Source organism: Cupriavidus sp. KB_39, from assembly GCF_052114485.1.
Lineage (GTDB): Bacteria > Pseudomonadota > Gammaproteobacteria > Burkholderiales > Burkholderiaceae > Cupriavidus.
In genome coordinates this window covers 1-11,498 of the sequence record NZ_JBFREV010000047.1, presented here as the reverse complement: position 1 = coordinate 11,498, position 11,498 = coordinate 1, and the positions used below count along the sequence as shown (strand labels likewise).

At 67.6% G+C, this 11,498-nt stretch carries 14 protein-coding genes; 6 read left to right on the top strand and 8 right to left on the bottom strand.

What is annotated here, in order from left to right; all coding sequences use genetic code 11:
* The first annotated feature begins 166 nt into the window (after positions 1-166).
* Positions 167-844 carry a type 1 glutamine amidotransferase domain-containing protein gene (locus tag AB4Z27_RS25475; RefSeq protein WP_441645564.1) on the top strand — a complete coding sequence of 226 codons (678 nt, stop codon included), beginning with the start codon at positions 167-169 and terminating at the stop codon, positions 842-844.
* 44 nt (positions 845-888) lie between these two features.
* Here the strand turns inward: AB4Z27_RS25475 and AB4Z27_RS25470 are convergent, their stop codons facing one another.
* Both AB4Z27_RS25470 and AB4Z27_RS25465 read right to left on the bottom strand, forming a co-directional pair.
* Entirely contained in the window at positions 889-1,398 is a 510-nt protein-coding gene (locus AB4Z27_RS25470; RefSeq protein ID WP_092294921.1) for a GAF domain-containing protein, read from the bottom strand.
* Positions 1,399-1,470: 72 nt separating this feature from the next.
* The gene (locus AB4Z27_RS25465) at positions 1,471-1,722 is read right to left on the bottom strand and encodes a DUF2789 domain-containing protein (RefSeq protein WP_092294923.1); all 252 of its coding nucleotides are present in this window, start codon (positions 1,720-1,722) and stop codon (positions 1,471-1,473) included.
* Positions 1,723-2,103: 381 nt separating this feature from the next.
* On the opposite strand from AB4Z27_RS25465, the gene AB4Z27_RS25460 reads away from it, so the two are divergent.
* Both AB4Z27_RS25460 and AB4Z27_RS25455 read left to right on the top strand, forming a co-directional pair.
* Complete coding sequence (locus tag AB4Z27_RS25460) at positions 2,104-3,516, top strand: SLC13 family permease (protein WP_441645552.1); 1,413 nt, start codon at positions 2,104-2,106, stop codon at positions 3,514-3,516.
* 60 nt (positions 3,517-3,576) lie between these two features.
* Positions 3,577-4,143 carry a TetR/AcrR family transcriptional regulator gene (locus tag AB4Z27_RS25455; RefSeq protein WP_441645551.1) on the top strand — a complete coding sequence of 189 codons (567 nt, stop codon included), beginning with the start codon at positions 3,577-3,579 and terminating at the stop codon, positions 4,141-4,143.
* Positions 4,144-4,167: 24 nt separating this feature from the next.
* On the opposite strand, the gene AB4Z27_RS25450 is transcribed toward AB4Z27_RS25455, so the two are convergent.
* Positions 4,168-5,049, bottom strand: coding sequence for a LysR family transcriptional regulator (locus AB4Z27_RS25450; protein WP_092294929.1), 882 nt, complete (start codon positions 5,047-5,049; stop codon positions 4,168-4,170).
* Positions 5,050-5,171: 122 nt separating this feature from the next.
* Here AB4Z27_RS25450 and AB4Z27_RS25445 point away from each other — a divergent pair, with 122 nt between their 5' ends.
* Both AB4Z27_RS25445 and AB4Z27_RS25440 read left to right on the top strand, forming a co-directional pair.
* A complete protein-coding gene (locus AB4Z27_RS25445; RefSeq protein WP_441592730.1) occupies positions 5,172-6,296 on the top strand; it encodes a muconate/chloromuconate family cycloisomerase in 1,125 nt (374 codons plus the stop codon).
* Positions 6,297-6,347: 51 nt separating this feature from the next.
* The gene (locus AB4Z27_RS25440; protein ID WP_441645550.1) at positions 6,348-7,322 is read left to right on the top strand and encodes a tripartite tricarboxylate transporter substrate binding protein; all 975 of its coding nucleotides are present in this window, start codon (positions 6,348-6,350) and stop codon (positions 7,320-7,322) included.
* Positions 7,323-7,348: 26 nt separating this feature from the next.
* On the opposite strand, the gene AB4Z27_RS25435 is transcribed toward AB4Z27_RS25440, so the two are convergent.
* The 5 genes from AB4Z27_RS25435 to AB4Z27_RS25415 all read right to left on the bottom strand — a co-directional run bounded on the left by AB4Z27_RS25435 (position 7,349) and on the right by AB4Z27_RS25415 (position 10,621).
* Positions 7,349-8,428 (bottom strand): calcium:proton antiporter, encoded by a 1,080-nt coding sequence (locus AB4Z27_RS25435; RefSeq protein WP_441592728.1) that lies wholly within the window; start codon positions 8,426-8,428, stop codon positions 7,349-7,351.
* A 117-nt stretch (positions 8,429-8,545) separates the two neighbouring features.
* Complete coding sequence (locus AB4Z27_RS25430; RefSeq protein ID WP_177219920.1) at positions 8,546-8,707, bottom strand: hypothetical protein; 162 nt, start codon at positions 8,705-8,707, stop codon at positions 8,546-8,548.
* Positions 8,708-8,844: 137 nt separating this feature from the next.
* Positions 8,845-9,579, bottom strand: coding sequence for an SOS response-associated peptidase family protein (locus AB4Z27_RS25425; protein WP_092294937.1), 735 nt, complete (start codon positions 9,577-9,579; stop codon positions 8,845-8,847).
* A gap of 54 nt (positions 9,580-9,633) precedes the next feature.
* Complete coding sequence (locus tag AB4Z27_RS25420; protein ID WP_441645549.1) at positions 9,634-10,098, bottom strand: MarR family winged helix-turn-helix transcriptional regulator; 465 nt, start codon at positions 10,096-10,098, stop codon at positions 9,634-9,636.
* Positions 10,099-10,144: 46 nt separating this feature from the next.
* Complete coding sequence (locus AB4Z27_RS25415; RefSeq protein WP_441592726.1) at positions 10,145-10,621, bottom strand: DUF6130 family protein; 477 nt, start codon at positions 10,619-10,621, stop codon at positions 10,145-10,147.
* Between the two features lie 219 nt (positions 10,622-10,840).
* Here AB4Z27_RS25415 and AB4Z27_RS25410 point away from each other — a divergent pair.
* A partial coding sequence (locus AB4Z27_RS25410) for an alpha/beta fold hydrolase (RefSeq protein WP_441645548.1) occupies positions 10,841-11,498 on the top strand: 658 nt, incomplete at its 3' end.

The following is an 11,498-nucleotide window of genomic DNA, read 5'->3' as shown; positions in this document are numbered from 1 at the left end:
ATCGAGTGAAGATACGCCGACGCCGCTACGGCGCCATTGGGGAATAGTATGAAAATGTGATGATATCGTAATATTTGGCGGATTCCTATAATCATCAGGCTCATCACGCCCAGCCCGGCCGAAGCGCCGGTCTGCGGCATTCTCGTTCTCTCCATGGAGCAACATGATGAAGATCCTGATGGTCCTGACCTCGCACGACCAGCTCGGCAATACCGGCCGCAAGACGGGTTTCTGGCTCGAAGAGCTGGCTGCGCCGTATTACGCCTTCAAGGATGCGGGCGCTGAAATCGTCCTGGCCTCGCCCAAGGGTGGCCAGCCGCCGCTGGACCCCAAGAGCAACGAGCCGGATTTCCAGACGGAACTCACGCATCGATTCGAAGCCGACGCGGCGGCCAAGGCGCAGCTTGCCGCCACCGTGCGGCTGGATTCGGTTTCGCAGGCGGACTTCGACACGGTGTTCTATCCGGGCGGCCATGGTCCGTTGTGGGATCTGGCGGAAGACAAGCACTCGATCGCGCTGATTCAGTCGTTCGTTGCCGCCGGCAAGCCCGTGGCACTGGTCTGCCATGCGCCGGGCGTGCTGCGGCACGTGGTCACGCCGGACGGCAAGCCGCTGGTGCAGGGCAGGAAAGTCACCGGCTTCACCAACACCGAAGAAGCCGCCGTGGAACTGACGAAGGTGGTGCCGTTCCTGGTGGAAGACGAGCTGAAGGCCAAGGGCGGCCTCTATTCCAAAGGGGATGACTGGGCGCCCTACGTGGTGGAGGATGGCCCGCTGATCACGGGCCAGAACCCGGCATCCTCGGCGTCAGCGGCGGCGGCCTTGTTGAAGCGGCTGGCGTGAGTTGACGCCTGCCGCCAGGGCGCGCCGATGACGTTATCGGGCGCTCAGCCGTCGATGCGGCGCGCCCACGCGAGTTCCACGAACACCGCGCACAGCGCTTCCATGCCCGCCTGGTCCGCTTCGTCGAAGCGGGCTTCGCGGGGGCTGTCGACGTCCCACACGCCAATCAGCGTGCCATCGGGCGCGACCAGCGGCACCACGATTTCCGAGCGCGAGGCCGCATCGCAGGCAATATGGCCGGGGAAGGCGTGGACATCGCGTACCAGCTGCGTGGCGCGCGTCTGCGCGGCCGTGCCGCAGACCCCGCGCCCGATGGCGATGCGCACGCAGGCCGGCTTGCCCTGGAAGGGGCCCACCACCAGCTCGGCGCCATCGTAGAAATAGAAACCGGCCCAGTTCAGGTCGGCCAGCGAGTGGTAGACCAGTGCCGAGAAATTCGCGGCATTGGCGATCAGGTCGCGCTCATCGGCCAGGAGACCGCGCGCCATGTCCACCAGCGTGGCGTACTGGTCGGACTTGGGGGCGGCGGAGAGATCGTCGGAAAGCTGGAACATCGTGAGGAGGCCGGAGATATTGCGGAAGGGCCGATGATATACCGGCCGCCGGCCGCCTACATCCGMCCGACTTCAGGCCCCCGGGGCCGGCGCCCCACGCAATGCCAGATTCAACTGGTCCACCATCTCGGCCCAGTCGGCGTCTTCCATGTACTCGTCGCGCAGCAGTGCCGCCTGCGCGGGCGTCCAGAAAGGCGCCTCCCAGATTTCGACGTCCTCGGCGAGCGGGGAATGCGTGGTGATGAAGGCGCGGATGTCGGCCTCTTCGGCGGGCAGGCCGAGTTGTGCGAACAGATCGGAGAAATGGTGGAAGGACAGGTCCATCGCGTGCTCCTGAAGGTTGGCCGGCAGTGTGATGGCCGATTCTCGCTCGCGGAGCGGGGGCCTGCAATCCTCCATCCGCCTACGCGCGCTTTGTGATGCGGCGGTCTCCCGGTGCTGTTCCGGTTAGCGTAAGGATTGGCCCGGTACCTTAATTGATGCCTGCCGCCCGGCGCCGTATTGTGGGATCACAACCAGATCAGCGGCGCGCCGGCGGAATTCTTCCGGTGACGACCCCCACCACCCGGAGACAACTCGTGACCGCCAGCCCCCGCCAACGTTTGCCTTAGCGGCGAATCCTCCCGGCAGTTCTGCCGATGCCATTCCCATGCCTTCCCTACCAAGCGGGGTGCGCCGATGCGTGCCTGCCGCGATGGAGCCGCTATGTCGCAACATTTGATTGCCATCTCAGTCCTGGGACTGATGTTCGTCGTCGCCACGGTCCTGCCGGTCAATATGGGGGCGCTCGCCTTCGTCGGCGCGTTCCTGGTCGGTACCTGGGTGGCCGCCATGCCGGCCAAGGCCATCCTGGCCGGCTTTCCGGCTGACCTGTTCCTGACGCTGGTCGGCATCACCTACCTGTTCGCCGTGGCGCAGAACAACGGCACCATCGACTGGCTGGTGCGGCTGGCAGTACGCGCCGTGGGCGGCCGGATCGCGGCAATTCCGTGGATCATGTTCCTGATCGCGGCGTTGCTGACCTCGGTCGGCGCGGTCAGCCCGGCAGCGGTAGCGATCATCGCGCCGATTGCGCTGGGCTTTGCCGCGCGCTACGGCATCAACCCGCTGCTGATGGGGCTGATGGTGATCCATGGTGCGCAGGGCGGTGGCTTCTCGCCGATCAGCATCTATGGCGGCATCACCAACAAGATCGTGCAGAAGGCCGGGCTGCCGCTGAGCGAGATGGCGACGGCTTTCGCCAGCCTCGGCGTCAATCTCGCCGTGGCGGCGGGGTTGTTCGTGGCSTTYGGCGGSCTGCGCCTGATGCGCCAATCGGCAACATCGGCTGCGGCAGCGCCGCAACCGGCCGGCGACGCGCTGGCCATRCCGCATCCCTTCGGCGCCTACACGGTGGCGGCACAGGGCGCACAGATCTATGGCGATGCCGAGGCCGAGGCGGGCATGGAGGAGCAGAAGACCATGACGCGCGACCGGGGATCGATGCTGGAGGGGGGCAACGATGCCGCCAGCAGCACGGAGACGCCGGCCGGCCTCTACCAGTACCTGACCGTGGCCGGCCTCGTGGCGCTGGCCGTGCTGACGCTCTATTTCAAGCTCGATATCGGCTTCGTCTCGCTGACCATCGCGCTGGCGCTCACGCTGATCGCCCCGGACCTGCAGAAGCGGGCGCTGGGCCAGGTGTCCTGGCCGGAGATCATGCTGATCGTCGGCGTGAGCACCTATGTGGGCGTGATGGACAAGATGGGCACGATCGATTTCGTCGGCCACAGCGTGGCGCACCTGACCTCCCCGCTGATGGCCGCGCTGCTGCTGTGCTTCGTGGGCGCCGTGGTGTCCGCGTTCGCATCGTCGACCGCCGTGCTGGGGTCGCTGATCCCGCTCGCGGTGCCGTTCCTGCAGCAGGGTTCCGACGTGAGCGCGATCGGCTTYATCGCCGCGATGGCCGTGTCGTCGACCATCGTCGATGTGAGCCCGTTCTCGACCAACGGCGCGCTGGTGCTGGCCAATGCCCAGGGCGTGGATCGGCAGGCTTTCTTCCGCAAGCTGATGGTCTACGGCGCGCTGGTCACGATCATTGCGCCAGTGGTGCTGTGGTTTGCCTTCGTCGTGCTCTGAGGTTGTAGACAGGTCTGTCTTCTATAATGGTCRCCATCCGCACCCGACTTCCGCACCGCCATGGCCACTCCCTCCGCCCGCGACCGCATTCTCGATACCGCCGCGCGGCTGTTCTACCGCGACGGCTATCGCGCCACCGGCATCGACAAGATCATCGCCGAGTCCGGCGTGGCGAAAATGTCGCTATATCGTCACTTTGCATCGAARAACGATCTGATCTCGGCCTTCCTGGCCCGCCGGCATGACAACTGGATGGCGTGGTTCGAGGCTGCCGTGCGTCGCCGGCTCGCGGAACGGCCGAACCTCGATGTGCTGGCCGATGCCCTCGCCGAGTGGTTCCAGTCGGACGACTACCGGGGCTGCGCCTTCATCAACGTGGTGGCCGAGGCCGGCGGCGGCGCAGGGGATGACCCCCGGCTGGCCGGGCACGCGGTGGAACACAAGAAATCGCTCGCCGAATTTGTCGCGAACGTGGCCCGCGAACTGAAGCTGAGCGACCCCGACGCGGTGGCCGAGGAAGCCATGGTCTGCATCGAAGGGATGATCGTGCGCTACCAGATGGTGCCAGACGTGGCATCGATCGACGCCGGCCGCCGCCTGCTGGCCCGGCTGCACGCGGCTGGGTAGGCAGCTACCCCGGTCCCACGCCGGTCATTCCCCGCTCTGCCGCATCACCCAGTCCACCGCCCGCAGCAGGTACGGCGACGTATCGCCGGCACGGTAGCTCATGATCACGGGCGAGACGAAGCCGGCCGCATCCACGGGCACGTAGCGCACATCGTCCCGATGCAGCCGCTGCACCGAGGCCGGCACCAGTGTGATGCCGATGCCCGCCGCCACCAGCCCCAGCGCCGTCTGCAACTCGTTGGCTTCCTGCACGACACGGGGCTGGAGCCCCTGCGCGCGGAACAGCGACAGCACGTGGTCCGCATAGCTGGGGCGGGGCCGGGCAGGGTAGAGGATCAGCGGATGGCGGGCCAGGGCGTCCGCCGTCAGTGGGGCGGCCGGCACGGCTGCGCTGGCGGGCAGGGCGGCCACGAGGGCCTCCGCCCGGACCACGCGCTGCGCGATGGCCGGATCGTTGAGCGCGAGCCGGCCGAAGCCGAGGTCGATGCGGCCGGACTTGAGCGCCTCCAGTTGCTGCACCGTGATCATCTCGGTCAGGCCCACTTCGATCTGGCTGGCGTCGTCGCGCAGCACGCGGATCAGTTCGGGCAGCACCCCGTAGAGTACCGAGGGCACGAAGCCGATGCCGAACCAGCGCTTCTCGTTGCGGCCGATGCGCCGCGTGCCTTCCAGCGTCTCTTCCAGCCGCTGGGTCAACTGGAGCGACTGTTCGAGCAGGAAGCGGCCGGCCTCGGTCAGCTTCAGGCCCCGCCCGACGCGATCGAACAGCGCCACGCCCACTTCCTCCTCGAACTGGCGGATCTGGCGCGACAGCGGCGGCTGGGCCATATGCAGCAGGGATGCCGCCCGCGTCACATTGAGTTCCTGGGCAACGGTCTGGAAATAACGCAGGTGCCGGAGTTCCATGGCGCCTCCTTTGTCGGGTCGATGCATACCCACAGGGTATCGATCGAGACATCATCGGTCTTGGACGTCCGTAAAGTCAAGGCGTATGCTCGATTGCAACTGATACCAAGCATCGAGAAAGTATGACTACGACGATTACCGGCATCGAGGCCATCCTGGTCGATCTCCCGACCATCCGGGCCCACCAACTGGCCATGGCGACCATGCAGCAGCAGACGCTGGTGATCGTGCGGCTGCGTTGTAGCGACGGCGTGGAGGGCATCGGCGAGGCCACCACCATTGGCGGGCTGTCCTATGGCGATGAAAGCCCCGAAGGTATCAAGCTGACCATCGACACCTACCTTGGCCCGGCGCTGATCGGCCAGGACGCCACCAATGTCCACGGCGCGATGGCGCGGCTGAACAAGGTGGCGCGCGGCAACCGTTTCGCCAAGAGCGCGCTGGAAACCGCGCTGCTCGATGGGCAGGGCAAGCGCCTGAATGTGCCGCTGGCCACGCTGCTCGGCGGCGCCGTGCGCGACACGCTGCCGGTGCTCTGGACCCTGGCCAGTGGCGACACCGCCCGGGACATCGAGGAAGCCGAGCGCCTGCTGGCCGAGCGCCGCCACAACACCTTCAAGCTCAAGATCGGCCGCCGCGCGGTGCGTGACGACGTGGCGCACGTCTCCGCCATCAAGCGCGCGCTGGGCGACCGTGCCCGCGTGACCGTCGACGTGAACCAGGCGTGGAACGAGGCCGACGCGGCCACCGGCATCGCCATGCTGGAGGCGGCCGGCATCGACCTGATCGAGCAACCCACGCCGCGCGAGCACCGCACGGCGCTGGCGCGGCTGGCGGCGCGCTTCGTGGTGCCGATCATGGCCGACGAGGCCGTGACCGGCCCGGAAGACGCGATGGAGTTGGCCCGCCTGGGTGCCGCCGATGTGTTCGCGCTCAAGATCGCCAAGTCCGGCGGCATCTTCGGCATGCTGCGCACGGCGGCCGTGGGCGACGCGGCTGGCATCGCGCTCTATGGCGGCACGATGCTGGAAGGCAGCGTCGGCACCATCGCCGCTGCGCATGGCTTCTGCACGCTGCCGCAGCTCGCCTGGGGCACCGAGCTGTTCGGCCCGCTGCTGCTCAAGGACGACATCGTGGCCGAGCGCCCTACCTACCGCGACTTCGCGCTGCACCTGCCCACCGGCCCCGGCCTGGGGCTGGCGCTGGACGAAGACAAGCTCGCGCACTATCGTCGCCCGGCCGCCTGAGCGGCGACCGCCGCCCCGCATCATCGACATATAAAAGAAGGAATGGAGACTATGAAATCCCTGAACCGGTCATTGCTGTCGGCGCTCTTCGCCGCTGCCGCACTGGTGGCGGGCACCGCCCACGCCGCCTATCCCGACCATCCCATCCGCTGGATCGTGCCGTTCCCGGCCGGCGGCGCGATGGACAACATCGCCCGCACGCTGGGCGAGGACATGTCCAGGACGCTCGGCCAGGCCGTGGTGGTGGAGAACCGCCCCGGCGCGGGCGGCAACATCGGCGCGGAACTGGTGGCGCGTGCCCCGGCCGATGGCTACACGCTGCTGATCGTGGCCAATGGCATGGCGGTCAATCCGGCGCTGTACGGCAAGCTCGGCTACGACCCGGTCAAGGATTTCGCGCCGGTCTCGCTGCTGGCCGTGGTGCCAAACGTGCTGGTCGCCAACAAGGCGAAGACGCCGGCCAAGACCGTGGCGGAGGTGATCGCCAGCGCCAAGGCGCGGCCGGGCAAGTACACCTACGCGTCGGCCGGCAACGGTACGTCGATCCATCTGGCGGGGGAGTTGTTCACGTCGATGGCACAGGTGGATCTGCTCCACATCCCCTACAAGGGGTCGGGCCCGGCCATGACCGACCTGCTTGGCGGGCAGGTGGACTATATGTTCGACAGCATCACCTCGGCCAAGCCCCAGATCGATAGCGGCAAGCTGACGCCCATCGCCGTCACCACCGCCAAGCGTTCCTCGGCGCTGCCCAACGTGCCGACGCTGGCCGAGGCGGGGCTGCCGGGCTACGAGCTGTCGCCGTGGTTCGCCGCCTTCGTGCCGGCCAAGACGCCGCAGCCGGTCATCGACGCGCTGAACAAGGCCATGCTGGAGGCGCTGAAGAAGCCCGCCGTGCAGCAGCGGCTGGCGGGCATCGGCGCGGAGCCCATCGGCAGCACGCCGGCGGCGCTGCGTGACCATCTGGCGAAGGAAACCACCAAGTGGGGCGCCCTGATCAAGGAAAAGGGCATTCGCGCCGATTGAGGATTGCGGACGGGGGCGAGCCCCCGTCAGGGAACGATGGTGAGGAACAGGTAGGCGGCGAAGATCACAAGGTGCACCACGCCCTGCAGGATCGTGGTGCGGCCCGAGCCGAGCGTCAGCGACGCGACGATCACCGTCAGGAACAGCAGCACCATCTCCTTGGCRCCCAGCCCCAGTTCGAGCGGGCGGCCAAGGGCGATGAAGACCACCGCCACCGTGGGAATGGTCAGGCCGATACTGGCCAGCGCCGAGCCCAGCGCCAGGTTCATGCTGGTCTGGAGGCGGTCCAGCCGCGCGGCGCGCAGCGCGGCGAGCCCCTCGGGCARCAGCACCAGCGCCGCGATCACCACGCCCACCACGGCGGGCGGCAGGCCCGCGGCGGCCACTGCCGCTTCCACGGACGGCGACAGCATCTTCGCCAGCGCCACCACGGCCACGAGGCACACCACCAGCAGCACGCCACTCGCGGCGGCCACGCGCCCCGGCGGCGGCGGTGCGTGCTCGTTCTCGTCGCTGCTCTCCACCAGGAAGTAGTCGCGATGGCGCACCGTCTGCACGAACACGAAGCAGCCGTACAGCACGAGCGACATCAGCCCCGAGAACGCCAGTTGCGACGAGGTCAACATCGGCCCCGGCGTGGAGCTGGTGAAATTGGGCAGCACCATGGTCAGCACCAGCAGCGCTACGAGCACGGCCATGGCCGCCTTGGCGCCGGGCGCCTGGAATTCCTGCTCCCGGTGGTGCAGGCCACCCACGAACAGGCACACGCCGACGATGCCGTTGCAGATGATCATCACGGCGGCGAACACGGTATCCCGGGCCAGCCCGGCTTTCTCGGGCCCGGCCGACAGCATCACCGAGACGATCAGCGCCACCTCGATCACGGTCACCGCAATCGCCAGCACCAGCGTGCCGAACGGCTCGCCCACCTTGTGGGCCACCACTTCGGCGTGGTGCACCGCGGAAAATACCGCGCCCGCCAGCGCGGCGGCCATGATCGCAACAAGCCAGCCCTGGCCCGGCAGCATCAGCCCGACGCCGAACGCGGCCCAGGCGGCCAGCGGCGACCAGACGGTCCATGCGGGCAGTTTGTTCGAAGTAGCCATCCTTGTTCCTTTTTCTTCTGCTGCCGCACGACGGGCGACTGACGGGGCATTGTGCAGCAGAAGGCCGCCCGGCGATAGGTTTCAGGCGGGGCGGGGAAGTTCCGGAGGGCGGCGGATTCAGTCCGGCATGAACGGCCGGGTGGGCGGCTCCGCACGCGCGAGGCGGTCGGCATCGGCATCGCGCAGGCCGGGATGATGGCGCGAGATCCAGCGCGCGGCGACGATGAGGGCGATGAGGAAAGCGAGAACGTACCCGACGAAAGAGACGGCGTTATGCATGGTCTGACCCCTATATAGGAACGGCTCTGGTGGCCGGTGCAGGTCAGTATGGGSAACAAGCGCAGCGCCCGACACCCTCTGTCGGAGGGGCGTTCCGGTCACCCAATTGGGGGCTGCGCCGCGCGTGGGCGCCTGAGTCAGAATAGCGAGCCGGACTCGGGCGCGGGCGGCGCGGGCTCGGCATCGGGGGCGGCATCGGGGGTGGCATCTGGGGCGGCCTTGCTTGCCGCCGGCGGCATCGGCGCGGGCGCCCCGGCCATGCGTTCGGACGGATAGAGCCGCAGGAAGGTCCGGGCGACCTCCGGGTCGCGGCAGCGCAGCCAGTCATCCCATTCAGTCTCCGGCACGATCACCACCGAGCGCTTCTCGGTGCCGGGCCGGTGCATGCGCGACAGCAGCGGGTGGGCATCGGCATTGACGGTGAGCATGGTGAAAGACAGCGTGTCGTCCGGCCACGCGCGCCAGAGGCCGGCGATGCCGAACCCCGGCGCGTCTGGCAGCCAGAGCTTCCAGCGCACGGGTTTGCCGGGCCGCTCCGGCGTGCCGGCCTCGGGGTAGGCGTATTCGTAGAACGCGCTGGCCGGTATCAGGGCCAGCTGGCCGGCCTTCCAGAACCGGGCGAAGGACTTGAGCGTGCCCACGGTCTCGGCGCGCGCATTCGCGGTGGGGAAGTAGCGGGTGCCGGGCGGGATCTTCCCCTTCGGCACCATGCTGAACGAGGCCAGCGCGCAGGTGCGCCCGGCATCGGAGCCGGTGACAATGGGCGCGAGGGTGTCTGGCCACGCCTCGTCCGCCCACAACCGGGCCGGCGGCTCGATGCCGAAGATGTCGCGCAGGACTTGCCGCTGGATGGGGGCGTAATTGACGCACATCGATCGCTCCAGGGAGGGGAGAGGCGTGCGGACATCCTAGCAGCCGCCGCCGTGCTACGCACTCCGCTTCGGGAGCTTCCCCGCAATGCCCATGATGGCTGCCACGCCGTCGTCTCCCATCATGGCCCTGGCGGCCGCCTGCGCCTGTGCCCACGCGGGTGCGGCCGCTTTCAGCATCGATTTGCCGGCGCGGGTCACGGAGAGCGGCCGCGATCGGCCATCGGCGGCCTCCGCCGCGTCTTCCKCGATCCATCCTGCTGCGAGCAGCGGCTGCAGGTTGCGGGTCAGCGTGGAACGGTCATGATGATTGCGCCGCCCGAGATCGGCGCGGCTGATCGGGCCGAGTTCATGCACGAGCACCAGCAGCGTGAACTGCGTGGCGTTGATGCCGAACGGGCGCAACGCCTGATCGTAGGCAGCGGTCAGGACACGCGAGATCTGCCGGGCACGGGTCATCACGCAGTGCTGGARAATCTCGGCGCCCGGGTTGCTGGCCACAGAACGCTTGTCGGTACGCATGTCTCACGGGAAGGGGGAGCGATGAAGTACCGCCAGCGTACCGCACTCAGTGCCGATGTGCTGGCGGCGCGGCCGCGGTGCCCGGCGACCGGGTATCGGGGACGGTCACGCTCACCACTTCCGTCGCCAGGATCTTGTGCGTGGGATCTGCCAGTTCCATCCGCACCTTGTGCGGCCCCGGCGGCAGCCCCACCACGATGATGGGATCCTCGCTCGTGTGCGCCCAGGTGGCCGGGCCATCGTCAACGGTCACATGCAGATGGCCGACGCGCGGCGAAACCTGGGTGGCAGCCTTGCCGAACACCGGGATCACGCGGAAGTTCTCGGTACGGAACTGGACGATCACCACGCCCCGCGCGAGCGGCTCCGGCAATGCCGGGTAAGCCACAACCCTGGGCGCCGGCTCCGCGTCGAGCGGCAGGACGGCCGGTGGACGGCTCGTGTCCGGAGGGGTTTGTGCGGCGGCCGTCATCTGCACTGTCGCGAGCGCGGCGGCGGCGAATACATAGGTAAGTGCTCTCATGTCTGACTCCTGAAGTTGGGAAACAACCCGAGGGCGCCGATGATGCCTTGACGGAATAGTAGGTGCGCGGCCATTTTGTACGCGCATGTATCTGCGCGGCGCCGCCATACACGGCGATACCGTTTGACCGTCTCGGGACCACAGACTGGATACATCGCCTCACTCTAATGCTGCATATGCAACAGATTGCGCGGCTTGGCCGGTGCAGGAGGAAACGAGATGAAAGCGAAATCAGCAATCCGTCGGTCGGCACGGTCGGTGGCCACTGCAGTCAGTGTCTCCGCGGCGCTTATGGCCGGCACAGGCGCCGCTATCGCAGCGGCCAGCGAGCCCGTTGCGGAAGTGAGTTATGTGGATGTCGATCCCGAACTGCGTTTGCGGCGGATGGTGGTCGGGCCGGCGGCACCGCGAGGCACGGTGCTGTTCCTGCACGGTTTTCCCGAAACCATGCTCGCCTGGAAAGAGATTGCCAGGACGCTTGGGGAGGAATACGAAGTCCACGCGTTCGACTGGCCGGGCTATGGCGATTCTTCACGTCCGCCTGCCGAGCGTTTCGCCTACGCGCCGCGTGACTACGCCACGGTACTGACGCGCTACATCGACACGGCAGGCATCGACAGCAGCCGCCTGGTGATCTACGCCACCGACATCGCAGCCTTGCCGGCGTTGCTGGCGGCCATCGACCGGCCCAGCATCGCCCGGACCATCATCGTCGGCGACTTYGCACCGTTCAACCGCCCGCAATACATGCAGGAACGCCTGCAGGCGCTCAAGGARCCCGCATCGGCCGAAGCCGTGCGGAGCGCCTTCAATGCCTCGCGCGACGAGATTCTGCAGAACGCGTTCACGCGTGGATTGCCGGAGGGGGCGCGCTATG

What these genes read in the sequence shown, in the direction of transcription:
- AB4Z27_RS25475 (WP_441645564.1), top strand. Translation starts at nt 167, where the DNA reads ATGAAGATCCTGATGGTCCTGACCTCGCACGACCAGCTCGGCAATACC.
- AB4Z27_RS25470 (WP_092294921.1), bottom strand. Translation starts at nt 1,398, where the DNA reads ATGTTCCAGCTTTCCGACGATCTCTCCGCCGCCCCCAAGTCCGACCAG.
- AB4Z27_RS25465 (WP_092294923.1), bottom strand. Translation starts at nt 1,722, where the DNA reads ATGGACCTGTCCTTCCACCATTTCTCCGATCTGTTCGCACAACTCGGC.
- AB4Z27_RS25450 (WP_092294929.1), bottom strand. Translation starts at nt 5,049, where the DNA reads ATGGAACTCCGGCACCTGCGTTATTTCCAGACCGTTGCCCAGGAACTC.
- AB4Z27_RS25445 (WP_441592730.1), top strand. Translation starts at nt 5,172, where the DNA reads ATGACTACGACGATTACCGGCATCGAGGCCATCCTGGTCGATCTCCCG.
- AB4Z27_RS25440 (WP_441645550.1), top strand. Translation starts at nt 6,348, where the DNA reads ATGAAATCCCTGAACCGGTCATTGCTGTCGGCGCTCTTCGCCGCTGCC.
- AB4Z27_RS25430 (WP_177219920.1), bottom strand. Translation starts at nt 8,707, where the DNA reads ATGCATAACGCCGTCTCTTTCGTCGGGTACGTTCTCGCTTTCCTCATC.
- AB4Z27_RS25425 (WP_092294937.1), bottom strand. Translation starts at nt 9,579, where the DNA reads ATGTGCGTCAATTACGCCCCCATCCAGCGGCAAGTCCTGCGCGACATC.
- AB4Z27_RS25415 (WP_441592726.1), bottom strand. Translation starts at nt 10,621, where the DNA reads ATGAGAGCACTTACCTATGTATTCGCCGCCGCCGCGCTCGCGACAGTG.